This window comes from Odoribacter splanchnicus DSM 20712 (assembly GCF_000190535.1).
GTDB lineage: Bacteria > Bacteroidota > Bacteroidia > Bacteroidales > Marinifilaceae > Odoribacter > Odoribacter splanchnicus.
Genome location: NC_015160.1, coordinates 1,986,108 through 2,012,266, shown reverse-complemented (window position 1 = coordinate 2,012,266; position 26,159 = coordinate 1,986,108). Strand labels below are relative to the sequence as shown.

The following is a 26,159-nucleotide window of genomic DNA, read 5'->3' as shown; positions in this document are numbered from 1 at the left end:
GCATCATGAAACGAGCAACCATCCATACATCCGCAGCCATCGCCCTGCTGCTCGGCCTTGCCGCCTGCACGCAGGACGAACTTGCCGACGATAACCGTCTGCCCGAAGGAGAATACCCCGTAGTCATCCGTGCCACCGGACTGTCCGTAGAGGCAACGCCGCAGGCAGCCCCATCAACCCGTGCCACCGTGGACGGCGACTGGCAGGGCGTCACTTCCGTGGCACTCAAGACGGGCGATGCGGTAAAGGAATACACCGTAACGGCTTCTACCGATTTCAAGAGTGCCACACTCTCACGCGAGAACGACCCGCACTACTGGACCAGCCGCGACCCGATTACCGTATCGGCATGGTGGCCCTTCGATAATGCCGACATCACCCAGATGCCTGCCGTGAAGGTGGCTGAAGACCAGAGCCAATTGGCTGACTTCCAGAACAGCGACTTCATCTCTGCCGAAAACCAGACGGTGAAATTTGACGACCCGACACTTGAATTTACCCACCGCACGGCACGCGTGGCAATCGATCTGAAGCCCGGCACGGGATTCACGAGCGTCGCCGGTGCCACGGTGAGCCTCGTAAGCCTGTCTGCCGATAACGGCAACCCGACCGCCATCAAGACTTACAATGCAAGCGGCAACACCTACGAGGCACTGACCGCCCCGCAGACCGTTGCGGCAGGCAAGCAGTTCATCCGGGTGGAACTCGGCAGCGGCACCTTCTACTTCCGTCCGCAGAACAACGTCGTGTTGGCAGCAGGCAGTCGCTATAAATATACCGTTAAGGTGAACGCCACTGGCCTGACATTAGATGGCTGCACTATCGGTGACTGGGCTGACGGTGGCAGCGAGAGCGGTGAGGCTGAGGATTTGGGTTATTCTATACAGAACGACGGCAGTTACACGGTCTATAACGCCGACGGCTTGCTGGCATGGAACAAAGCCGTACAAAAAGATGAATCGATAAATTGCACCCTCACCGCCGACATCGACCTGACGGGTAGGGAATGGACACGGATAGGCACATGGCCAGGTTACTCCGGCATCTTTAATGGGCAGGGACACCGCATTACGGGATTAAACTTTTCAGCAGCGACTACTGAACTTTTTGGGTTATTAAATGAACGTGGAGTGATAAAGAACTTACAACTCATAGATGTGAATCTGTATGGCAATAGTGGATCAGCAGCTGGAATAGTGGAGCAAAATAATGGCCAAATCATTGCCTGCTCTGTGACGGGAAAAATTTCTGCATATGGTAGAACTTGTGGTATAGCCGATTTAAATTATGGCAGAATCACCGCTTGCTGGTTCGACGGCACATTGAAAGAGTATGAATCCGGAGCTATAGTGCGTTATAACTACAAAATTATAACTTCCTGTTATTGGGGAGGCAATGTCGGGAAAGGAGTATTCCGTGATCATGGAGAAAAGGTAGATGCCACGAAGGTGGACGGCGCGACAGTGAAATGGCAGACAGCCGTCGACGGCATGAACACCGCCCTCACCGCTGGCGACTACCAGTGGGTACTCGGCACCGACGGTCTGCCCGTATTGCAAAAGAAACAATAACGAACCCTAAACAACACGCATCATGAAACGAACAATCATCCATACATCTGCAGCCATAGCCCTGCTGCTCGGCATTGCCGCCTGCACGCAGGACGAAGCGGGCTTCCTGCCGGAAGGGGCGGAAGGCACACCCATCGTCTTTACCGCCACGGGGCTGAACCCCGCTGCGACAGCCATCGCCAATACCCGTTCCACCGTGGACGGCGACTGGGAGGGTGTGCAGAGCGTGGCAGTCCTGATGGACGGCACGGTGAAGACGTACAACGTGACGCCCTCCACCGCCGACCCCACCAGCGCCACGCTGACCTCCACCGACCCGTACTACTGGACCAACCACAACGACATCACCGTCACAGCGTGGTGGCCCTACACCGCTGGCGAGACAACCCCACCTGCGGTAAAGGTAAAAGCCAACCAAAGTGCCCAGAAAGACTTTGAGGGCAGCGACCTCATCGTAGCCGACGGACAGACGGTGACCTACGGTAGCCCCACGCTCCGCTTCACCCACCGCACGGCGCGAGTGACCATCGTTCTGACGGACTACACCGAGGGGCTGGCATCCGTGCAGCTGACGGGGCTCTCCACCGAAGGCGACAACCCAGCCGAAATCACCCCGTATGACAAGGGCAGCAACACCTACACCGCCCTCGTAGCCCCGCAAAGTGTGGCAGCTGGCACGACCTTCATTACCTGCACCTTCACTAACGGCAAGACCTTCGTTTATAAGATGAAGAATGCTACCGACTGGCAGGCGGGCGGTGAATATACCTACACCGTCTCCCTCGCTGCGGCAAAAGACCCGGGATATACCATAGAGAGCAACGGCAGCTACACCGTGACCTCCGCCGATGGCCTGATGAATGTAGCCGAATTAGTGAACGGAGGTAAGACCGACATTAACATTACCCTCGACAAAAACATTGACCTCACGGGCAAAGGCTGGACGCCGATAGGCACAAGCTTCAAAAACTCATACACGGGCACCTTTGACGGCGGCGGCCATACCATCACGGGGCTGACCGTTACGACAAATGACAAATATGCGGGTCTGTTCGGCTATATCGGTAATGCCGGTACGGTGAAGAACGTGGTGATGGAGGGCGTACTGATAACAAGCAATAACGGGTCGAGCCAGGCTGGCGGCGTGGCAGGATTTAGCCGGGGCACTATTGAAAACTGCTCGGTGTCGGGCAGCGTCAGCGGCACGGTGTACGTCGGCGGTGTGGTGGGTGCTCAATGGGGCGGTTCCATCACCGGATGCAGTTCATCTGCCACAGTGAAGGGAATGGTCGATGTCGGCGGCGTGGCAGGTCAGACGAATTCGAATGCCACCATGACCGCTTGCTATGCCACGGGCAACGTGACCTTAGAAATAGCCTCCCAAAATAATATCGATGTCGGCGGTGCGGTGGGATTCAACGGAGGAAGCCGCATCCTTGCCTGCTATGCCACGGGCAACGTAACCAGTACAGGTAGTAGCACCGTCAATGTGTATATCGGCGGCTTTTGTGGATATAACTCCACCACCGTGACCGCCTGCTATTGGAAGAACAATCAGGAACAAGGCATCGGCTACAAAAAGGTAGGCACCGCCCCCGAAGCTACGAAGGTGGACGGCACCAGCGTTACCTGGCAGAAAGCCGTCGATGCCATGAACACCGCCTTGCAGAACGCAGGTTCAGAGTGGCGTTACGAACTTAACGGAGCATTGCCTACCTTGAGAAAGCAGTAAACCGTAGGGCGGAAAAGTTCCGCCCGCAACGGAAAGAACCGAAGTATAACCCCAATAAAGAAAGGAGGACGTGATGGAACACACGGAGAATCCACCATATTGGTTTTGGCATCAAGGCATTGTCAATAATAATATAGTCTCCAGTGTAAATATGGAAGCTGTAAGCCGGACATTGTCAAGATTGGTGCTCATTAAAGACAACAAATCAAGTAATTAAATTAAAAACATGGGACTTTTTCACAGAGGCAAGAAAAATAATGACGATGAGCCGGACAGTGTTCAAACATTTTTATCAACAGGCTGAAAAAACCGTATAAAGCTTCTGCACGCAGAAACGGGAGGTCTGGTGATGTACGAGAAACTGCTTGAGGAAGGAACTTTTGCAAACCTTCTCGTCGTAATAGGCGCAACGGTCGTATACGTCTTTCAGCCGTCCGCTTTCCAGGATCTTGTCGAGTGCCCTTACCGGGGTGTTGTCGCTCGGATAGCTTAAAGCACCGTAAACCCAACGGTAAACGAACGTTTTTTTATGAAAGAATACGATTTAGACCACGAGAAAACTTTTATTTCTGCATTTCAAGCCGGAGAGGAGAAGGTTTTCCGGTATGTTTTTGAAAAATTTTATTCTTCGTTGTGTGTGTATTGTCTGCGTTTGATTCGGGAGGAATGGGTTGCAGCCGACCTGGTGCAGGAAGCTTTTGTAAAATTGTGGGAAAACAGACAGAATTTTAGTTCGCTTTTGACGATACGTTCCTATCTATATACAATCGTTCGTAATTCCGGCATCAATTATTTGCGGTATATGAAAATGAAGGCGGAAAAATTGTATATTGCTGATCTGATCGTGAAAGCGATTGCCGGTTCTTTGAGCGGGGAGGAAGTTGTGGAACTTCGTCTTTGGAGGGAAAGTAGTGAGGAGAATGAACGTTTGTATCAGGAACTGCTTACAATGGGGGGAATGGAATTGCAACAAAAGGAGGTTGCTCTATTTGTGCCGGAGACTGCCTGGAAAATGTTGTCGGAAAAAGTATCGGGAAAACGGAAACACCGGGCCGGATCGAATATATTGAAGTATGCAGCGGTGGCTTGTGCTGTATTGGGAATTGCTGTTTCGGTTTTCTATATATCCGGAAATAAAACACCGGAAACGGTAGAAGCCGTTGCTGTTGCACAGGTTCCGGCTATAGCACATGGTTCTTCTAAGGCAGTATTCAGCCGGTATGAGGATATTACAAAGGTACTGAAGCTATTGAGCGCTACAAGACTCGTCAGTTTCCGGTATGTGAATCATAAAATAATGGTGGTACCTTATCAAAGATTCTGAAAAAAGGCAGGAAATCTGGACCATTTCCTGCCTGTTCAAGATAATAAATCCAATGTCCGTGCGGGACATGAATTGTTTAATTACTTAAAACTCTCAAATGTATGAAAAAATGCGAACTAAACCGCTTTTCGGGCGGGGTAAATTGCAGAAAATGTTGCTGGTAACGCGTATCGGTTTGCTATGTATACTGGCGTTTAACATTACCGCGGCTGCAAATGTATTTTCACAGGCTTTTAATTTGAAAATGAAGAATGTTACTTTGGAAGAAGTGCTACTGGAAATTCAGAAAAAAAGTTCTTTCGATATCATCTGCAACAGCGAACAAATCAGTAATATTAAGAATCTTTCTGTGAAGGTAGAGAATGCGAATGTGGAAGAGATTTTGAAACAATGCCTGAAAGGGACCGTCCTGTCTTATGAAATTGTAGATAATACGGTGGTGATCTACGAACAAAAGCGGCTTGAAGCAGCTCCTCAGCAGACAAAGATTGTGATCAAAGGTTTGATACTGGAAGCGGACGGACGTCCGTTACCCGGGGCTGCCGTTTATTTAAAAGGCAATAAGGTTATCGGGACCGTTTCGGATGTAGACGGGAATTTCCAGTTGAGCGTATCTCCGGATTTGATCGGAAAAGAAACTCTGGTCGTATCGTTTGTGGGATTGAAAACGAAGGAAATGCCTTTGAAAAAAGAACCTTATCGCATCACCATGGAGGCGGAGGCCACCCAATTGAACGATGTGGTGGTAACAGGTTATCAGACTCTTTCCAAGGAGCGTGCTACCGGTTCGTTTGCCGTTTTAACGAATAAAGACTTCGAACATAAATTGCAGCCTGGTATTATTTCACGTATAGAAGGTATGGCTGCCGGTCTGACGAATTACAAAGGAGATCTGAGAATTCGTGGTAAGGCTACGATTTCCGGAGTTTCCACTCCTTTATATGTGGTCGACGGAGTGCCCTATGAAGGTTCCCTGGATGCGATCAATCCGTCTGAAATTGCCAATATTACTATTCTGAAAGATGCGACGGCCGCTTCCATCTACGGATCACGTTCGGCAAACGGGGTGATTGTGATTATGACCAAGAAAGGTGCCGGAAAGAGTACGATCGAATACAACGGTTCTGTTGTTATCACTCCTTTACGGGATGACAGGGATTATCTGAATCTCATGAATAGTGAGGAACTGGTAGATTGGCAGGTTGAAATGTTCAATACTTATCATTCTCCTTACAGTAGCTCTGACAAAAGATATTATCAGAATGAAGTGCTCAATTTGTTGTACGAGAATGAAGCCGGGAATATCAGCGATGATGAAATGAACCGGCAGTTGAATATTTACCGGAACCGGAACAATTACAATGAACTGAAAGATAATTTTCTCCGGACTGCGATCACTCATCAACATAATCTGGCTTTACGCGGAAGTTCGGATAGATATCAATATTCCGCCAGCGTCAATTATATGCAGAATATTTTGCAAACGAAGGGGCAGGATAATGACCGGGTAGGTTTTAACCTGAGAAGCTCCTATAACTTTTTTGAATGGCTGAGGGCTGACCTGGGAGTTGTCGGTAGTTATACAAAGGCGGATTATGACAATGGTTTTACCCCTTCGACTTATCTGACCGGCGGACGTGCTTCCTATCAGACTTTATTCGATGAAGACGGCAATCCATTGAACTGGTATCAGACAAAATCCCAGTCGGAGATAGACCGCCTGGTCGGCTTGGGGCTCAACGACGAGTCTTTTTATCCATTGGAAGAAATGCACCGGAAAAGTTATTTCAGCAAGAGCAACTATTCCAATGTGAATGTGGCCCTGAATGTAAAGATTATCGAAGGGCTGGATGTGGATTTGCGGTATCAGCTGGAAAAAACAATTCGCTGGTACAGAATTATTATGACCCCCAATCCTATACGCTCCGTAATCAGATCAACAATTCATCCATCGTGAATGCCGATGGAAGTATTAAACATCTGATACCGGAAGGGGGTTATATCGACGAGACCAGAAGCGATAAAAATTCCTATACTTTGCGTGCTCAGATCAATTTCAACCGCACGTTCGATGAAAAACACGAGGTCAGTGCGATCGCCGGTGGTGAACGCCGTGCTGTACACAGTACCAGTACCTATGTAGAGAAATACGGTTATGACAAGGTCAGCCTGGCACATAAATACCTGGATGAAGCAACACTGAACCAGACCCAACAGGGTACGGAGGCAATCAATAATTCTTATACCCACGTTCCGAACGGTTATCCCGATACTTTCGGCGATAAAGAGGACCGTTACGTTTCGTTTTATGGAAATGCTTCCTATACTTATGACCGCCGGTATGCCATTACGGGGAGTATCCGTATGGACCAGTCCAATTTGTTCGGTACGAATCCCAAGTATCAGTACAAACCTTTGTGGTCGGTCGGTGTCAGCTGGCATATGGCACAGGAGAAATTTATGGGAAACATGGACTGGCTGGATCAGCTTTCCATCCGTTTTACCAAAGGAATCAACGGTAACATTGCAAAACAAAGCGGACCTTATATGATCGTATATTCTGCCGGAATCAATTCCTGGACCGGTGAATATTCCAGTTCCGTATCCAGTCCTCCAAACTCCGGCTTACGCTGGGAAAGAACCAACCAGACCAATCTGGGTATCGACTTCAGCTTCTTTAACAACCGTTTGGGAGGATCGTTCGACTATTATGCGAAAAATACTTCGGATTTGCTGGGGTCGATCGCTACAGACCCGACTTCCGGTTGGGGTTCTCTGACGATGAACTATGCCGAGATGTACAACCACGGTTATGAGATTGTATTGAACAGTGTGAATATACAGACAAGAGACTTCCGCTGGGCAACGAATATTAATTTCAGTTACAATAAAAACCGGATCACAAAACTGGAAAACAGTTCTAACTCCGTTTCCAGTTATATCAGCGGTACGAATACGAGAGAAGGGATGGCAATGGGAACTTTATTCAGTGTACGTTGGGCCGGATTGGACGAGAGTGGAAATCCTCAGGCTTATAAAAAGGACGGAACGATCGTGAAATCGCTCGCAGACCTGACGGTCGAGGATCTGGTACGCTCCGGAACAAGTATACCTCCCTATTCTGCATCTATGTCGAATATGCTGACTTATAAAGGTTTCGATCTTTCTTTTATGTTTCTGTATTACGGCGGACATGTGATGAGGGATGTCATGCCTAAATACTTCACGTCGACAACCGGAACTACGAATGTGGACAGGAGTATCCGGAATTACTGGAAATCTCCGGAAGATTCCGACGATCCCGATAAAGCTCCGGCCTTTATGAGAAATGCCAGTACCAACTATACCTATTTGTGGTATGCTGCCGATAAACACATCAAAAAAGCGAATTACATAAAGCTGAAGGAGGTAACCCTGTCCTATAATTTGCCGGAACGTTGGCTAAAAAAAGCTTTTATTTCAGGAATGAGTATCAATGCACAGATTCAGAATATCTGGTGGTGGGGTTCTCAGAAAAGACGTTTGAATCCGGAATCCTGGAACGGGACTTCTCTGACATCTATTTCGAGAAGCGCGCTCGACCCGACCATATATACGCTAGGTTTATCTTTAAAATTCTAAAAGGAGATGATTATGAAAAAAATATTTTTATGGATTGTTTGGGGCATGTTCCTTTGTCAGGGGTGTGACCGTTTTCTGGACATACAGCCGAAAGGATATACCATTCCTTCGAAATACGACGACTACCGTCAGTTGATGAATTACGCACAGATGGCTAAAGCGCTGGATCATTATCCGGTGTATATTACCGATGATGCTCAGCTGGGAAGCGGAGATGAAGAGAATAATTTTACCTCTATGGATGATGAAATTAAAAATCTCTATGCTTTCGAACACGGGGCTGTTTTCAATGACGGAGTTTCTGATCCGATCTGGAACTATGCTTACAACCGTATCTATGTGTGTAATACGGTAATCAATAATATCATGAGTGTGACGGATGCTTCGGAATCCGATAAGCTGAACTTAAAATCGGAAGCGATGGTTGCCCGGGCTTTCGAGTATCTTTGTATGATCGGGGTTTATGCTCCGGCCTATGACGCTGCAACGGCTTCGACCGATTACGGCTTGCCTCTGATCTCCAGCGAAGATGTGGCCGACCTGAATTATTCCCGTAGCACTGTAGAACAAGTGTATACGGCGATCAAGCAAGACCTGGACGATGCCCTGCCTGCTTTGTTGGATAAAACTCCGAACACATTCCGTCCGGCGAAGAATGTAGCCTATGGTTTTCTGGCCCGTATGTATCTGATGCACGGAGAATATGATAAAGCTTTGGAAAATGCGAAGAAAGCATTGGAAGTCAGTGAAGAATTGGTAGACCTGACAGAATATACCGCCAAACCGAATGCTTATATCGGAAGGATTGTACGGAAAGACGATCCCAGCAGTCCTTATCCTGAAGGAATGGATAATCCGGAAAATATTTACGTACGTTATCCGCCCTCCGTCTTCGGGTTACAAATGGCTGTATATGCCAGTCAGGAGTTACTGGATATTTATGACAAGGACCTGGCTCCGGGAGCTGTGGATAAACGCCGGGAACTGTGGTTTGTAGACGATGAATACAGCGGTGTGGAATTCCGTGGGTATACAATTTTTATGCCTTATATCCGGGCGAATCTGGCTTTGAACAATATGGAGGTGATTCTGACGGCTGCCGAGTGTTATGCACGCGAAGGAGGTACGGAAAACCTGGCGGAAGCTGCGCGTCTGTATAATCTGTTACGGGATCATCGCATAGAAAACAATGTACATGTGACTTTTGCCAATGCGGACGAGGCTCTGGTGAAAGTACTGGAAGAACGCCGCCGGGAATTCGCTTTCCTCGGAATCTACCGCTTTGTAGATCTGAAACGTTTGAACAAAGAAAGTCGTTTCCAAAAAACGATCACCCATTCGGCGGATGGACAAATCTGGACGTTACCGCCCAACGACAACCGCTATATTATTCCGATACCGCCGGTAGTCAAAGGTTTCCGGCCTGATCTTCCGGATTATGAAAGATAAATACGAATATTTAATATGGTCGATATGAAATTTTTATTTCCGATTTTATTTATCATGGCGGTCGTGTCGGTTCAGGCACAAAATTCTGTCCGTCTGAAGGGGAAATTGGTCGGTATGGGAACCGATCTGGTGAAACTGTCTTACGATGGGGCTACCAGTGTGATAGGGGATGAGGGGAGCTTTATGATCCGTACGGATCGGGAAGGCCATTTCGATACGATTTTACCGCTTTCCAAACCGGCTTTTTACCGGATCAGCCGCAACACCCTTTATCTGAGTCCGGGAGACGATATGGAGGTATATATCACGACTGACAACCGGGAGGCTGTCTTTAAGGGAAAGGGAGCGGAGATGAATACCTATATGAAGGGACGTCTGTTTCCTAAGGGAGGTTCTTTTTTGGGAGAACTAAGAAACCGGAAAGGAAGCTTTGAGGAAATCAAAGTTGCCGTCGATTCTTTGGCTCAATTGAGGATGGCTGAACTGGAGCGGGTAAAAGAGGCTACTCCTGCGTTCAAAGAGTTGGAGAAAGCCCGTATTGTCGCCGACATGGCAAATAGTTATACTGCTTATCCCTCTTACTGTGCTTTACAGCCGGTGAGAAGCCGGGAAGAGCGTGAGAAATTTATGCAGCAGATTATTCCCGACTTGCTGAAAGTCGTTCCCCGGGTAAATAGAGAGGAATATCTGGATGTGGCTGTTGTCAGAGATGTGATCGGCACTGCCATGGAAACTCCCGGTCTAAAAGAAAAATTGCAATTTCCCGAACGTACTCAAGAACTTTTTACCGCTGCACAGTACGCTTATAAGCTGGATAGTGAAATAAATACGGAACTTGTCGGGGAAGTACGGGAATATGCCGGAAAGTTGAAAAATACGGATATCCGGGAAGTATTGGAAGTAAAACTTCATTCTGCCGGGGCATTACTGAAAGGAAGTCCGGCTGTGGATCTGGAATTGCTTGCTCCGGATGGGAAAACGGCTCGTCTGAGTGATTATAAAGGCAAGGTGATTTATGTGGATTTATGGGCAACCTGGTGCGGACCTTGTATTCAGGAATCCCCGAAATTCCATGAGCTGGCGAAAAAATACCGGAACGATAATATCGTTTTCCTGGCTGTTTCTACCGATACAGAGAAAAAGTCCTGGCTTTCATTTATCGAAGGCAAAGAAGCCGGGATACCGGAATACAATTGTACAGATACAAAAAATCTGAATGAAGGGTGGCAGATCAAATATATTCCCCGTTTTTTATTGATAGACGAAAATTTCAAGATCATAGATGCTTATGCTCCGCGTCCTTCTCAGCCGGAAGCGGTGGAATTACTCGATAAAATATTGAAAAAATAAGTCGATCAGGATTGTAAAAACAGCCATTGTTGAAAACCCGACAATGGCTGTTTTATTTTGATTTGTTTTTACTTCGGGAAAATAGTAACTTTGCAAAATTAATTAAAATTCTGGAATGATAGTTTGTTGGAAGTAAAACAATTAAAAATATAAAAGATGAGCTTTACGGAATTAAGTGAACAAGAGATTATCCGAAGAAATTCATTGAATGAATTGGCTAAACTGGGGATAGAAGCCTATCCGGCACCGGAGTTTCAAGTGAATGCCCATGCGGCAGAAATAAAAGAGCGGTTCGACGAAACAGCAGAGCCCCGGAATGTGGTGATTGCCGGACGGATGATGAGCCGGAGAATTATGGGTAAAGCTTCATTTTTCGAATTACAGGATGCTACCGGCCGGATCCAGGTGTATGTCAGCCGGGACGATATTTCTACAGATGAAGCATCGACCGCTTACAATACGGTTTTCAAGAAATTGATGGATATCGGTGACATTGTCGGAGTGAAGGGATTTGTGTTCCGCACACAGACAGGTGAGATTTCCGTACACGCCAAAGAATTGACCATGTTGTCGAAATCGTTGCGGCCGCTGCCGATTGTGAAAGAGAAGGAAGGCAAGGTGTTCGATGCCTTTACCGATCCCGAACAGCGTTACCGCCAGCGTTATCTCGACCTGATCGTGAATCCTCAGGTCAAGGAAGTCTTTGTGAAACGTACCAGGATGATCAACGCTATCCGGAATTTCTTCAATTCCAAAGGGTATCTGGAGGTGGAAACCCCTGTGTTGCAAGCCATTCCCGGAGGAGCGTCTGCACGTCCGTTTATCACTCATCATAATGCATTGGATATCCCTTTGTATTTGCGTATTGCCAACGAATTATACCTGAAACGGCTGATTGTCGGCGGTTTTGAAGGGGTGTACGAATTTTCCCGGAATTTCCGGAATGAGGGAATGGACCGGACACATAATCCGGAATTTACCTGTATGGAAATTTATGTGGCTTATAAAGATTATCTGTGGATGATGAACTTCACGGAAGAGATGATCGAAACGGCTGCGCTGGCGATCAACGGGACTACGAAAGCGGTGATAGGCGAAAATGAAATCGACTTTAAACGTCCTTTCCGGCGGGTACGTATGGCCGATGCCATTAAAGAATATACCGGGTACGACATCGAGAAAATGTCGGAAGAAGAGTTGTACGAGGCTTGTGTAAAAATGGAGATCCCCGTGGATAAGACCATGGGTAAGGGTAAACTGATCGATGAGATCTTCGGTGAAAAGTGTGAAGGACATTATATCCAGCCCACTTTTATTTACGATTATCCCAAAGAGATGTCGCCGTTGACGAAGAAACATCGCGAAAATCCGGAACTGACCGAACGTTTCGAGCTGTTTGTAAACGGTAAGGAAGTGGCTAATGCCTATTCCGAGCTGAACGACCCGATCGATCAGCTGGAACGTTTTCAGGATCAGCTGAAATTGCAGGAAAGAGGAGATGACGAAGCTATGTATATCGACTATGATTTTGTACGCGCACTGGAATACGGCATGCCGCCGACTTCCGGTATGGGTATCGGTATCGACCGGCTTTGTATGTTCCTGACCAATAGCGCGTCGATTCAGGATGTGTTGTTCTTTCCCCAGATGAAGCCCGAAAAGAAAGTTACCGTAGACGGCGATGAGAAATACGAGGCGCTGGGGATTCCGAAAGAATGGATCGCAGTGGTGAAGAAAGCCGGATATCAGACGGTGGAAGCTTTGAAAGCAGTCGGGAATACGAATAAATTGCATCAGGAGCTTTGCGGAATCAACAAAAAAGAAAAGTTGGGATTGTCAGGGTTGACTCCCGAAGAAGTGAAAAAATGGTTGGCTTAAACTAAATTTTATCGGCATGGAAATTCCTGAAAATCCACGGATTGCGATCGTCGGCGGCGGAAGCTGGGCTACGGCTATTGCTAAGATTCTGCTGGAAACGAATGAGCATATCAATTGGTTTATGCGTAATATCGAGACCATCAACGCTTTTAAAGAGTTGAACCATAACCCTCGCTATCTTTGTTCGGTCGATTTCGATCTGTCGCGGATTTCTTTTACGGATAATCTGGACAAACTGATTGCCCGTTCGGATATCATCATTTTTGCTATACCGAGTGCTTTTCTTAAAAATGTGGTGGCAAAAGCCACCCGTCCGTTGAAAGACAAGATTGTGGTGTCGGCGATTAAAGGAATGATCCCGGATGATAATCTGATTATCGGTGAGTTCTTCCACCAGCAGTATGAAGTACCTTTGGAGCAGATCGTGGTGATTTCAGGGCCTTGTCATGCAGAAGAGATTGCTTTGGAACGCCTGTCTTACCTGACCTTTGCCTGTGACGATACCCGGGTGGCCCGGTTGGTGTCACAATTGTTCAACTGCCATTATGTGAAGACGACGATTTCGGACGATATCTATGGTACGGAGTATGCGGCTGTTATGAAGAATATTATCGCTATTGCAGCGGGAATATGTCATGGATTGCGATATGGAGATAATTTTCAGGCCGTTTTGGTATCCAATGCCATTCAGGAGATGGAGCGTTTTGTGGCTGCCGTTCATCCGATAGAAAGGGATATCAAGAGCTCGGCCTATCTGGGGGATTTGCTGGTAACCGCTTATTCACAGTTTAGCCGGAACCGGACTTTCGGGACGATGATCGGTAAAGGATATTCGGTGAAATCGGCACAAATGGAAATGCTGATGATTGCCGAAGGATATTTCGGCGTGAAAGGAATTAAAGAAATCAACGACCAGTATAATGTGCATATGCCGATAACGAATGCCGTTTATAATATTCTGTACGAACGGATTAGCCCGGCATTGGAGATCCGGTTGCTGACCGAGCAGTTGAGGTAAAAAGTAAAATGCTAAAAGCTAAATGCTAAAAGCTAAAAGCTAAATGCTAAAAGCTAAATGCTAAAAGCTAAAAGCTAAATGCTAAAAGCTAAATGCTAAATGCTAAAAGCTAAAAGCTAAATGCTAAAAGCTATAGGCTGAGAGAGAGAAGGGGGAAGAGGAAAAAAGAGAAAATAGGATATGGTGAAAGAAAGGATAATCGGTTGTATCAGGAAAGTCTGGCCGGTGGCATTGAAAACCTCTTGCTGGTTTTTGAAGATTATGCTTCCGGTTTCTTTCGTGGTGATGTTGCTTACCTACTTTCAGGTGTTGCCGGCTGTTTCTGCTGTGGTAGCTCCTTTGTTCACCAGGATCGGTTTGCCCGGTGATGCGGCTTTGGTCTTTGTGACCGGTATTTTTACCAATATCTATACGGTGATCGCTTTGCTGTCGAATATGGATTTCACGGTGAGAGAAGGGATTTTGTTGGCTATGATGTGCCTGATTTCCCATAATTATCCGGTGGAAACTTTGGTACAGAAGAAAACCGGTTCTGCGGGTTGGAAGATGGTCTTACTCCGTTTTACCTGTAGTTTTATCGCTGCTGCCGTTTTAAATCTGATCTTGCCGGAGTTTGCAGGGCGGATGATAGCGCAGCCTTCTGTCGACTTGGGATTCCGCGATACTTTGTTCAATTGGCTGCAAACCAGTCTGTGGTTGTCCCTGAAAGTCGTGGCCCTGATTACCGGATTGATGATCCTGCAACGTCTGTTGGAAGAATTCGGGGTATTGAAATGGATCTCTTCGCTTTTAGGTCCGGGTATGCAATTGTTGGGTTTACCCCGACAGGTGGCTTTTTTATGGGTGGTGGGCAATACGCTGGGGTTGGCTTACGGTTCCGCTGTATTGATGGATTATGCCCGGCAAGGTAAACTAACCGGGACCGAAGCGGATTTGTTGAATTATCATCTGGCGATATCGCATTCGCAGTTGGAAGATCCTTTGTTGTTTGCCGTATTGGGGTTACCTGTCGTATGGCTGATCGTCCCGCGAATATTATTGGCTTTTATTGTCGTTTGGCTCAAGCGATTGGCCGATTTTATCTTTCCGGCTCAAGCAATGGCCTTAAGTCAAAAAATTTAATTTTTTTGTTATGTATACTTTAATTGAAGTAACTACCCGACAACATGAAACGGACTTTCTGGAATTACCGGTAAGACTATATAAAGGAAATCCCTGGTGGATACGTCCTTTGGATAATGATATCCGGAATGTATTCGATCCTGCGAAAAATCCTTGTTTCCAAAATGGCGAATGTATCCGCTGGATTTTGAAGGACGAGGCAGGGCAATGTGTAGGGAGAGTAGCTGCTTTTATCAATCGGAAAACCTGTCATCTGGACAAATATAGTGTCGGGCAAATGGGATTTTTTGAATGTATCGACGACCGGCAGGCCGCTTTTTGTTTGTTCGATAAATGCAGGGAGTGGCTCGAAGGAAAAGGTATGGAGGCCATGGAAGGGCCGGTAAATTTCGGGGAACGGATTGAGTGGTGGGGGTTGTTGGTCGATGGATTCGATCAGTCGCCTGTTTATGCGATGCCTTATACCCAGCCTTATTATGTTTCTTTTTTTGAAAACTACGGTTTCCGGGATTTTTTCAAACAGTTTACATTCCGCACCCGTCTTGTTATGGACAGCCTTTCTAAAATTGTCGTTTGGAAAGCCGACCGGATATTGAAAAATCCCGATTATACGGTCCAGACCTATGGGGATATCGGGAAGCAGAAAGCCATAGAAGCCTTATTGGAGGTCTATAATAAAGCCTGGAATCTGGAAGTACACGGAGTAGACGGGATTACCCGGGAGCAGGTAGAAGCGATTTATAAAAGTTTACAACCGATTATCGATAAGGATTTGATTTATTTTGCTTTTTATAAAGAGCAACCGATCGGTTTTTTCCTGATGTTCCCGGAAATCAATCAGGTAGTGAGACATTTAAATGGAAAAATGAATTTGTGGGGTGGTTTGAAACTGATGTATTACCGTCATTTCCGGAAAATCGATGTGGCTTTGGGACAGTTGTTCGGAGTGGTACCCGAGTTTCAGGGGAAAGGAGTGGAAGCGGCCATGATCAAACGCTTTACTGAGCGCATTATCGAAGCGAACAGGGAATATAAATATCTGGAATTGAATTGGGTGGGCGATTTTAATCCTCCAATGATACATCTGATGGATTACATCGGAGCGAAAGCCTGGCGCACCCATATCACTTACCGGAAATTGTTCCGGGAGGATATCGAATTTGTCCGTTCTGTAGATAAAATGAATTGAAAAACTAGAGGAAGATGAGTATGAGGTAAATAAGACGGATTATTTCGTTTGCTTCATAAAAGCCTGATACTCATCTTCGCTGACTTCTACTTCTAAAAAAATTTTTCTTTTTCTTACTATTTTCTGCTCATCTTTGGCTTTATGAAGCCGGATCATCTCATTGTTTTTTTCTAAGGCTTCCGAATAATATTTGAACAGATCGATATTCAAAGCCATTGAAATATATAATGATCAGAAGAAATACGTTGAGCGAGGTGAAAAGGACGGCAGTTGGAGAGTGTTTGTGACACAGTGACATACCCCTTATAGTTGACGAAAAAAGAGGGGGTATCGATCATTTCGACTTACCCCCAATATTTCCCGCAACTTTTTCCATTGTCAGTTTCCGTGTTTGGAATGTAACTTCAGCCGCATCAGCCGAAGATCTTCTTCTGCATAATCCCCTTCGAATTCGTCGAAAGCTTCGGAAATATTGTCGGAACTCGCCTCCATAAAATAATCCATGATTTCCTGCTGTTGCTCTTCGTCGAGGATCTTATTGATATAATAATCGATGTTTAATTTCGTTCCGGAAAAGACGATCGCTTCCATCTCCTTGATCAGTTCGTCGAAGTTGAGCCCCAAAGCCGAAGCGATATCTTCCAGATCGATCTGGCGGTCGATATTCTGGATGATGTATACTTTGAATTTGGATTTATTGGCTACTGTTTTCACGACCATATCCTGTGCCCGTTCGATCTCGTTGTCTTCAACGTATTGTTTGATGACTTCGACGAATTCTTTGCCGTATTTCTGTGCTTTCCCGGCACCTACGCCCTGGATGTTGGCCAATTCTTCGAGTGTGATCGGATAATTGGTACACATATCTTCCAGTGACGGGTCCTGGAAAATGACGTAAGGAGGCAAGTTATTGGTCTTGGCTATTTTCTTCCGTAAATCTTTCAGGATAGCGAATAAAGTGCTGTCCAACGCAGATACACCACCTTTCTCCTGTATCTTTTCTTCTTCTTCGTTCTCGTCGAAATTGTGATCTTCCATCAGCATAAAACTTTTAGGGTTATCCAAAAATTTTTGGCCTTCATCCGTTAGTTTGATTACTCCGTATTGTTCTATATCTTTTTCGATAAATGAACTGACTAAAGCCCTCCGGTATACCATCGTCCAGAATTGCCGGCTTTTTTCCGAACCGGCACCGAATAATTCCAGTTTATCATGCTTATACGATTTGATGGCAGAATCGGCTTCACCGATGAGGATATTAACCAAATGTTCGATTTTGAATTTTTCTTTAACATCGCTGACCAGTTGCAGGGCATCGACCATATAATCTTCGCCTTCGAACTCTTTCTTCGGATAGAGGCAGTTGTCACAACAGCCGCAGTTGTCTTCTTCATAGGTTTCTCCGAAATAATGGAGCAGTACTTTACGCCGGCATAAAGAAGTCTCGGCATAAGCGACTGTTTCCATCAGCAATTGTTTACCGATTTCCTGTTCGGCAATGGGTTTCCCCTGCATAAACTTTTCGAGCTTTTGGATGTCTTTAAAACTATAATAAGTCAGACAGATTCCTTCGCCACCATCCCGTCCTGCCCGTCCTGTCTCCTGATAATACCCTTCGAGACTTTTAGGAATGTCGTAATGGATGACAAAGCGTACGTCTGGTTTGTCGATCCCCATACCGAAAGCGATGGTCGCTACAATAACGTCCACCTCTTCCATCAGGAAGCGGTCCTGGTTGGTACTTCGGGTACTGGCATCCATTCCCGCATGATAAGGAGCTGCTTTGATACCGTTGATACTAAGCACTTCCGCCAGTTCTTCCACTTTCTTCCGGCTCAGACAGTAGATGATACCGGATTTCCCTTCATGGTTTTTAATAAACTTAATAATGTCTTTCGTGACATCTCCTTGTTTAGGACGTACTTCGTAGTATAGGTTCGGTCGGTTGAAAGAAGATTTAAAAACCTGGGCATCCATCATATCCAGGTTCTTCTGGATGTCGTTCTGCACTTTGGGTGTCGCTGTCGCAGTCAATGCAATGATCGGCGCTTTACCGATTTCTTCGACGATCGGACGGATTTTCCGGTATTCTGTCCGGAAATCGTGGCCCCATTCCGAGATACAATGTGCCTCATCCACAGCAAAGAAAGAAATCTTGATCTTCTTTAGAAATTCAACATTACTTTCCTTGGTCAAGGATTCGGGAGCAACATAGAGCATTTTCGTTTTACCGCTCAAAATGTCTTCTTTCACATTTAAAATCTCATTTTTGGTCAACGAAGAGTTGAGAAAATGCGCAACTCCTTCAGCGGCTGAAAATGAACGCATGGCATCCACCTGATTTTTCATCAGAGCAATCAGCGGAGAAATAATAATCGCGGTGCCCTCGAGAAGCAATGCCGGTAATTGATAACACAACGATTTACCACCTCCTGTAGGCATCAATACAAAAGTGTTATTTCCTGCCAGCACGTTCTTAATGATGGCTTCCTGATTTCCTTTGAAATGATCGAAGCCAAAATACTCTTTTAATTTTGCGTGTAAATTAATCTGCAATCCCATTGTATTATTCATATATTTTGCACACCCTTTTTCTCAAGGAAATGCAAATTTATAACTTAATTTGTTTGGACAAACAAAATGGCACAATAAATGTTATGATCACCTAAGCAAATGAATGACAAAAATTGGTATTTTTGTCGTTTAGTAAAGTTATAGGAAAAAAATCGGGTTACCATAATTTTTTCTGATTTTTTTGGCATAAATATTGTCTATTGTTTAAGAAATATTTTAAAGAATAATCTAAGATGGTTGATATTAAGGAGGTTGCAAAAAAAGTAATTGCTGATGAAGCTTTAGCTATACAGAATCTGGCTCGATTTATCGACGACGATTTCGAAAAAGTGGTCCGATTGATCTATAATACGAAAGGACGGGTGATCGTTACAGGTATAGGTAAAAGTGCCATTATTGCCCAAAAAATAGTGGCTACTCTCAATTCGACCGGTACTCCTGCTGTTTTTATGCATGCGGCCGACGCTATCCACGGTGATCTGGGGATGATTTGCCACGACGATGTCGTCATTTGTATTTCCAAAAGCGGGAACACCCCCGAAATCAAGGTGCTGGTCCCGTTGATCCGGAATGTCGGTAACGAACAGATCGTGGCTATGGTATCGAATACCGATTCTTTCCTGGCAAAGAATGCGGCTTATGTATTGAAAGCACAGGTCGACCGTGAAGCTTGCCCGAATAATCTGGCGCCGACCAACTCGACGACAGCACAACTTGTGATGGGAGATGCCCTTGCTATTTGTCTGATCCAATGCAGGAGTTTTTCAAGCCGTGATTTTGCTAAATATCATCCCGGAGGATCCTTGGGGAAACGTTTATATACCCGGGTATCCGATGTATTCGATCAGGATAACCGGCCTTATGTATCTTTGGAAGACGGAATCCGTAAAGTGATATTGGAGATGTCGGGCGGAAGATTGGGCGCAGTGGCGGTGACCGATGCCGAAGGAGGATTGTTAGGCATTATTACCGACGGGGATTTGAGACGTATGCTCGAGAAATATGAAGATGTGGATGGCTTGAAAGCCCGGGATATTATGTCGGTTTCTCCGAAAACTATTCAGGAAGAAGAACTCGCTTACAACGCTTTCCAGAAAATGGAACAGAATAGTATCACTCAATTGGTGGTCGTGGACGAAGATAAAAAATACAAGGGAATGGTTCATATCCACGATATATTGAGAGAAGGGGTAGTATAATGATCATGAATAAAAGAATCGTATTATTAGTTGTATTACTGTTACTTGGACAATGCATGTGGGCTCAGAGTACCCGGGTGAAAGGGAAAGTGACGGATGCTAAGACGGGAGAAGTTTTACCTCTGGTCAATGTTTTTTTTACCGGGACGACTATTGGAATGACCACCGACTTCGATGGAGAATATTACCTCGAAACCCGCGAAGAAGTGACTGAGCTCCAAGCGTCTTTTGTCGGTTATCTTCCGAAAACAGTAAAGATAAACAAGGGGGCGTACAATGCTGTCGATTTTCAGCTGGAACCTCAGACTTTCGATCTGGACGAGGTGAAAGTTATTCCTGGAGAAAATCCGGCACATGCGATCCTCCGGAATGTCAGTAAAAATAAATACAGAAATAATCCTGCCCGGTTCGAACAATATTATTGTAAGACTTATACCAAGATGGAGCTCGACCTGACGAATATCAAGCCAGGGTTTAAAAATAAGAAGTTACAAAAGAATTTCGGATTTATCTTCGAGCACATGGATACTTCGGTCATTACGGGAAAGGCTTATCTGCCTGTGATGATTTCCGAAGCTTCTGCCGATTATTATTACCGGAAGTCACCGTCCTTATCCCGGGAGATTGTGAATGCCAGCCGGATCTCCGGTATTGAAGAAGATTATACCGTGGCGCAGTTTACCGGCCATTTACATGCTAATGTCAATTTTTACGATAACTATATCGATATTTTCGAAGTGCGTTTTGCCAGTCCGCTTTCGGAGCACGGGCTTTTATTCTATAAATATTTCCTGGTCGATAGTTTGCAGATCGATGGCCGGAAGACCTATAAAATCAGATTCCACCCTAAATCTTTCTCTACACCTGTATTGGATGGGGAAGTAAATATCGATTCGATGACCTGGGCATTGCAATCGGCTCACGTCAAAATGATGAAGGGGTTGAATGTGAACTGGATCAGACACCTGGTGTTGGATAATGAAAATCAGTTCCTGGACGATTCGGTCTGGTTTCCAAAGCAGGATAAAATCTTTGCCGACTTTTCCATCGTCATGTCCGATTCTTCGAAGATGGTGTCCTTTTTGGGGCACCGGCAAGTAGATTATTCGCATATACAGCTGAATCCGGACATTCCCGACAGGGTGCTCAAAATGGATAATAATGTGATTATCGATAATAATGTCCTGAAAAATGACGATCGTTTTTGGGATACGATCCGGCCCTATGCATTGAGTGGTAAGGAAAAACAGATCTATGGTATGGTTGATTCGATTAAAAATGTACCCCTGTATCAAAATATATACACGATTGTCTCTATGGTCCTGGGTGGGTATTACGATACCGAATATGTAGAGTGGGGACCTTATTATAAGTTACTTAGCTTCAACAAACAGGAAGGATGCCGTTTTCAGTTGGGCGCCCGGACTACAACCGATTTCAGTAAGAAAATCCGTCTTTTCGGTTACGGAGCCTATGGAACGAAGGATCGTCGCTGGAAAGGAGCTGGTGGATTCGATTATTCCTTCAACGATTTACCGACTTCGAAGTTATCGGTTGCTTTCAAACACGATGTCGTGCAGCTGGGAGCGGGAATCAATGCGTTTACCGAAGGAAATATCCTGAGTTCAATCTTTTCGAGAGGGGATAACGATCGGTTGAGTATGGTCAACCAGTTGGATGTGAACTTTGAAAAAGAATGGCGGCAAGGGGTTTCCAATACTTTGGGGGTACAGGTCAGGGACCTGTTTTCTAATCCTTATGTGCCTTTTGTGAAACCTGACGGAGAATTGATGCCCTCTGTACAGTCGACGATAGTACGCTTGAATACCCGTTTGTCTAAAGATGAAATAGTCGTTCGTAAAGCATTCGATAAATACAGTTTAGGGTCCGATTATCCGATTATCGGCGTCGATTTGGCCATGGGAGTGAAGGGGCTGTTTAAAAATGACTATGAATTTTACCGGGCTGTAGCTTCTATCAACTATGATTTTCCGATTTCGCCGATCGGTAAGTCTCATGTGGTACTGACCGGAGGAAAGATTTTCGGAAAAGTGCCTTATCCTTTACTGAAACTTCACGAAGGAAACGCTACCTATTTTTACGACCCTTATGCTTTTTCGTGTATGAATTACTATGAGTTTGCTTCGGATACCTGGCTGGCATTTTTCTACGAACATCACTTTAAAGGTTTCTTTTTGGGGAAGATCCCTTTGATGAAAAAATTGAAATGGCGGGAAGTGTTTATTTTCAAAGGATTGATCGGCACACTTTCCGATAAGAATAACGGAAGCCTGCCCGATACCCGGGCCGTACTGTTATTCCCCGAGGGAATGTCCTCGGTGTCCAAGCCTTATTTTGAAACAGGGGTCGGCATAGAAAATATTTTCCGGCTGTTCCGGATTGATGCGATATGGAGACTGACTCACCGCGAAGACCGGCCAGGACAACATGTTCAGAATTTTGCTATTAATTTTTCTGTTCATTTGAATTTTTAAATCATTTTCCTGCAGGCATTGTATTTTTTTTTCTTCCTCTCTGTCTTTTTCTTATCTTTGTATTCTAAAACAGCACGTGATGATACTAAAAGCAGAACATTTGATAAAAAAATATAAAAGTCGTACCGTTGTCAAAGATGTATCGGTGCAAGTGGAGCAAGGGGAGATTGTGGGTTTGTTGGGGCCTAATGGTGCTGGGAAAACGACTTCTTTTTATATGATTGTCGGACTGATCACTCCGAATGGCGGGCGGATCTTTCTGGATGATCAGGAAATAACCAAAGAACCGGTTTATAAACGTGCACAGTTGGGGGTAGGTTATCTGGCACAGGAGGCTTCGGTGTTCCGGCGGCTGAGTGTCGAAGATAATATCCGTGCTGTATTGGAAATGACCAAAATGACCAAAGAAGAGCAGAAAGACCGGCTCGAAGAAATGCTCGACGAATTCGGGTTGCAGCATATCCGTAAAAGTCTTGGAATCCAGTTGTCGGGAGGAGAACGACGCCGTACGGAAATTGCCCGGGCACTTTCGATTCGGCCTAAATTTATTCTGTTGGACGAGCCTTTTGCCGGTGTAGACCCTATCGCAGTCGAAGATATTCAAAATATCGTACAGAAATTGAAGGATAAGAACATCGGTATTTTGATTACCGACCACAATGTACAGGAAACACTTTCGATCACCGACCGGGCCTATCTGCTTTACGACGGCCGTATTCTGCAAGCCGGAACAGCAGAGCATCTGGCTGCCGACCCGGAGGTACGAAGAGTATATTTGGGGAAAAATTTTGAATTGCGCCGCAAAAAATAATCTCCGGCTAAAACGTAGAATTATTCCGGTCCCCGAACACGAACAAGGACCGGAATAGAAAGAAAAAATAAACCTGGATTTTTATTTTTAATTATTATTTCTTTTTATTAATTTCCGCAACAAAAATATCCAATTCAGAAGAGTAAACCTGTATGGTCCAAGTTCATTACGGAGGTATTGATAAGCTCTTTTTTTTAAGGTTTTCAGTGTATTAACCGAAATTTTCAATTGTTCGGCGATTTGGGGATTAGATACTCCTTTCAGCGTCAGTAGTACAATTTTTCGTGTCTGTTCCGGTAATTTATAAATTGCATCGTACATAGATCCGAATACCTCCTCTTCTATGATTTTACGCTCCAATGGCTCCCTCAATTCATTTTGTAGCCATACATTGAGTTCTGTACTATTCCTGTTCCGTACTTTGTCATGCCGGAGATAATCAAGTGCTGCATTCCGGACATTCCGGAAAAGATATACACGGATAGCTGCAAAGCTGTCAAATCCTTTTAAATGATCCCACAACTGGATAAAAGCCTCTTGTACCAAATCTTCCGCTATGTCTTTGTCTTTAACATAGTGAAATGCGAATGACCAAAGTGAAGTGTAATGGCGGTCGAATAACCGGTCGAATACATCTGGCTGGTCATATGAGAACTCCTGTGAATCAGTTTTAGCCTGGTTGTCTGGGGCTTTTTTCAGCATAGTATAATAAATAACACACAAAAATAATGACAAATATATGAAATTACTTATTTCCCCCTATAATTAATTAGTAATCCTATATATTTTTTCAGCCATTAAAATATTTTATGTTCTCTACTATATCATTTTTTTCCGATTGTTTCTAATGCTTTGTCTACAACTAATACTTCATTACCTGGCATGTATCCGGAATGGGTCCATACCACTTTCTTATCGTTTATAACTAAAACATGGGGAATTGCTGAAATATTGAATGCTTTATATAGCTCTTTGTTCGGGTCGAGCAGTACTTCGAAAGGCCATTTTTTCCCTTTTACAAGGGATTTGACTTTAGCCATTGCTCTGGCATCATCAATTGATACTGCTATAATCCGGACTTTATTTTTCCAGGAGTCTTCCAAATCTTTTAATGCTTCCAGTTCGCTTTGGCAAGGCTTACACCAGGTCGCCCAAAACGATACGATTACCGGTCCTTGTTGTACAGCTTCTTTAAAAGTAATTTCTTTTCCGTCCAATTGTTTTAAGGTTACATTTTCCGGAATCGTCTGTCCGGAAAGTTGTAGGTCACAGATCAGTGAAGTGAGTAAAATTAAAATTTTTGTTTTCATTTTTTCTTTTTATTAGGATGAATAAGTTATTTCTTTAAAAAAAACGTGTACCCCTGTTATTCGGGTGACAACTCTTTTGATTTTCTAAATAAAATCATAGGGATATTTCCGGGAAACGAATGAAATGGAGCTTACCCTTTGCCTCTGGAAAAATATTTTTCCTGAAATGTGTTTTTTTTCAGTCACCCTGTCGGGTGGGGTGTACGTTCTTTATTTGAAAAATAACTTTTAAACTTATAAAATTATGAGAAAATCGTTTTTATTGTTTTTGTCTGTTATCTGTGTGATAGCGTTTTCTTGTTCTGATTCGGATGATGGAGACGATACTGGTGACGGCATTTTAAGCAGTCTTACCCTGACTTCAGACCGTTCTTATTTTTCTGCAGATGGGGTGGATGCTGTAGTTTTTACCGTGAAGGACAATACCGGGAAAGATGTAAGTACACAGTGTGTGTATAAAGCCAATGACCAGGAATTAGTCGATAACACTTTGTCTTCTGCCACTCCGGGTACCTATAAAGTTGTAGCAACTTACAAGGGAATAGTATCTAATACCTTGGATGTGATTGCTATGAATGAGAATGTAAAGTTAAAGGTGGCTTCTGATAAAAAGAGTATTGTGGCAGACGGGGGAGATTTTGCCTGTCTTTATTTAGTTGATGAACAGGGAAGCCGTATTTCTGGAGGAGAGTTTTATATCGACGGGAAAAAGTTAGATAGCCCCTATTTCGGAACGACAGAGGCCGGGATGCATCGAATTACTGCAATATGGCAGGGTAAAGAAGCTGAAGAGGCATTGAATTTGGGAGCATTTAAAGAAGGTGAATTTACTGCGCGTATGTTGGTAGAAAGTCTGACAGGAACGAATTGCGGATACTGTACCAATACGATCAAATTACTGACTGAAGGAGATGCATTGGCCCGGAAAGATCCCAGAATCGTTTTGATTGAGACGCATTATGAGGGACAATCTCCTGAAATGTGGCAGAAATACGATGAACGTAGCCGGGAGATGGAGAAAGCTTTTATTGCATATTTCGGTTCTACGGGTACTCCTTCGGTATATTTAGATCGTAATAAAGATAAATTTTCAGTTGATGCCATGGGGCGTGATGGGTTACTGTCAGCTATTAAATCCAAGGCTGAGGTTGCTATCGCCATTAAAAATTCTTTGTCGGAAGATAAAAAACAAGTTGAATTGACTGCCGTGATCGGTAGTAAAAAATCTTTCAACGGTAAAGTGATCGCTGCTTTGGTTGAAGATGGTATGTATTTGAATCATGTTTCTTTGGGGATGATAGAGTGGTTCCATACTATGCGTGATTATATGCCTTCATTTGAAGGAGAGGAAGCGGTGGCTTTTGAACCGGGTGCTCCGAAAGAAATTAAATTCCAGCTCAATATGGGAAAAGCAGATCCGGTAAAGAGTACGCTTGTGGTTTTTGTAACGAACGAACAGGGGTTGGTTGAGAATGTTCAGCAGGTAGTTGTTGGGACGAATGTCGGTTATTAAATC

The 26,159-nt window shown here is 44.8% G+C and carries 19 protein-coding genes; 15 read left to right on the top strand and 4 right to left on the bottom strand.

Annotated elements, in window-relative coordinates:
- The first annotated feature begins 5 nt into the window (after positions 1-5).
- From ODOSP_RS08395 to ODOSP_RS08350, 11 genes are all read left to right on the top strand, one after another.
- Positions 6-1,571: a fimbrillin family protein gene (locus tag ODOSP_RS08395; protein ID WP_013611914.1), complete on the top strand. Its 1,566-nt coding sequence runs from the start codon at positions 6-8 to the stop codon at positions 1,569-1,571.
- 22 nt (positions 1,572-1,593) lie between these two features.
- Positions 1,594-3,303: a fimbrillin family protein gene (locus ODOSP_RS08390; protein WP_013611913.1), complete on the top strand. Its 1,710-nt coding sequence runs from the start codon at positions 1,594-1,596 to the stop codon at positions 3,301-3,303.
- A 529-nt stretch (positions 3,304-3,832) separates the two neighbouring features.
- Positions 3,833-4,627 (top strand): RNA polymerase sigma factor, encoded by a 795-nt coding sequence (locus ODOSP_RS08385; RefSeq protein ID WP_013611912.1) that lies wholly within the window; start codon positions 3,833-3,835, stop codon positions 4,625-4,627.
- Between the two features lie 109 nt (positions 4,628-4,736).
- The gene (locus ODOSP_RS18775; protein WP_167535990.1) at positions 4,737-6,584 is read left to right on the top strand and encodes a SusC/RagA family TonB-linked outer membrane protein; all 1,848 of its coding nucleotides are present in this window, start codon (positions 4,737-4,739) and stop codon (positions 6,582-6,584) included.
- On the top strand, positions 6,581-8,248 hold the full coding sequence (locus ODOSP_RS18770; protein ID WP_049782862.1) for a SusC/RagA family TonB-linked outer membrane protein: 1,668 nt from the start codon (positions 6,581-6,583) through the stop codon (positions 8,246-8,248). The genes ODOSP_RS18775 and ODOSP_RS18770 overlap by 4 nt, the downstream gene beginning before the upstream one ends.
- 12 nt (positions 8,249-8,260) lie before the next feature.
- Positions 8,261-9,697 (top strand): RagB/SusD family nutrient uptake outer membrane protein, encoded by a 1,437-nt coding sequence (locus ODOSP_RS08375; RefSeq protein ID WP_013611911.1) that lies wholly within the window; start codon positions 8,261-8,263, stop codon positions 9,695-9,697.
- Between the two features lie 24 nt (positions 9,698-9,721).
- A complete protein-coding gene (locus tag ODOSP_RS08370) occupies positions 9,722-11,047 on the top strand; it encodes a TlpA family protein disulfide reductase (protein WP_041557280.1) in 1,326 nt (441 codons plus the stop codon).
- A 156-nt stretch (positions 11,048-11,203) separates the two neighbouring features.
- Positions 11,204-12,925 (top strand): lysine--tRNA ligase, encoded by a 1,722-nt coding sequence (gene lysS / locus ODOSP_RS08365; RefSeq protein WP_013611909.1) that lies wholly within the window; start codon positions 11,204-11,206, stop codon positions 12,923-12,925.
- Positions 12,926-12,941: 16 nt separating this feature from the next.
- Positions 12,942-13,943, top strand: coding sequence for an NAD(P)H-dependent glycerol-3-phosphate dehydrogenase (locus ODOSP_RS08360; protein WP_013611908.1), 1,002 nt, complete (start codon positions 12,942-12,944; stop codon positions 13,941-13,943).
- 180 nt (positions 13,944-14,123) lie between these two features.
- Positions 14,124-15,065, top strand: a complete 942-nt coding sequence (locus tag ODOSP_RS08355) for a nucleoside recognition domain-containing protein (protein ID WP_013611907.1) — start codon at positions 14,124-14,126, stop codon at positions 15,063-15,065.
- A 10-nt stretch (positions 15,066-15,075) separates the two neighbouring features.
- Complete coding sequence (locus tag ODOSP_RS08350) at positions 15,076-16,254, top strand: hypothetical protein (RefSeq protein ID WP_013611906.1); 1,179 nt, start codon at positions 15,076-15,078, stop codon at positions 16,252-16,254.
- Between the two features lie 39 nt (positions 16,255-16,293).
- Here ODOSP_RS08350 and ODOSP_RS19905 read toward each other — a convergent pair whose 3' ends face one another.
- A complete protein-coding gene (locus tag ODOSP_RS19905; protein ID WP_013611905.1) occupies positions 16,294-16,470 on the bottom strand; it encodes a hypothetical protein in 177 nt (58 codons plus the stop codon).
- Between the two features lie 162 nt (positions 16,471-16,632).
- Positions 16,633-18,816 (bottom strand): DNA helicase RecQ, encoded by a 2,184-nt coding sequence (gene recQ, locus ODOSP_RS08345; protein WP_013611904.1) that lies wholly within the window; start codon positions 18,814-18,816, stop codon positions 16,633-16,635.
- A gap of 245 nt (positions 18,817-19,061) precedes the next feature.
- Between recQ and ODOSP_RS08340 the strand changes: the two genes are divergently transcribed.
- The 3 genes from ODOSP_RS08340 to lptB all read left to right on the top strand — a co-directional run bounded on the left by ODOSP_RS08340 (position 19,062) and on the right by lptB (position 23,333).
- Positions 19,062-20,027, top strand: a complete 966-nt coding sequence (locus ODOSP_RS08340) for a KpsF/GutQ family sugar-phosphate isomerase (protein WP_013611903.1) — start codon at positions 19,062-19,064, stop codon at positions 20,025-20,027.
- Between the two features lie 5 nt (positions 20,028-20,032).
- Positions 20,033-22,522: a DUF5686 and carboxypeptidase-like regulatory domain-containing protein gene (locus ODOSP_RS08335; protein WP_013611902.1), complete on the top strand. Its 2,490-nt coding sequence runs from the start codon at positions 20,033-20,035 to the stop codon at positions 22,520-22,522.
- A gap of 79 nt (positions 22,523-22,601) precedes the next feature.
- A complete protein-coding gene (gene lptB / locus ODOSP_RS08330) occupies positions 22,602-23,333 on the top strand; it encodes an LPS export ABC transporter ATP-binding protein (protein WP_013611901.1) in 732 nt (243 codons plus the stop codon).
- 87 nt (positions 23,334-23,420) lie between these two features.
- Here lptB and ODOSP_RS08325 read toward each other — a convergent pair whose 3' ends face one another.
- Both ODOSP_RS08325 and ODOSP_RS08320 read right to left on the bottom strand, forming a co-directional pair.
- Positions 23,421-24,035 (bottom strand): RNA polymerase sigma-70 factor, encoded by a 615-nt coding sequence (locus tag ODOSP_RS08325; protein WP_140398570.1) that lies wholly within the window; start codon positions 24,033-24,035, stop codon positions 23,421-23,423.
- Positions 24,036-24,157: 122 nt separating this feature from the next.
- Positions 24,158-24,643 (bottom strand): TlpA family protein disulfide reductase, encoded by a 486-nt coding sequence (locus tag ODOSP_RS08320; RefSeq protein ID WP_013611899.1) that lies wholly within the window; start codon positions 24,641-24,643, stop codon positions 24,158-24,160.
- Positions 24,644-24,887: 244 nt separating this feature from the next.
- Between ODOSP_RS08320 and ODOSP_RS08315 the strand changes: the two genes are divergently transcribed.
- A complete protein-coding gene (locus ODOSP_RS08315) occupies positions 24,888-26,156 on the top strand; it encodes an Omp28-related outer membrane protein (RefSeq protein ID WP_013611898.1) in 1,269 nt (422 codons plus the stop codon).
- The last annotated feature ends 3 nt before the right edge of the window (positions 26,157-26,159 follow it).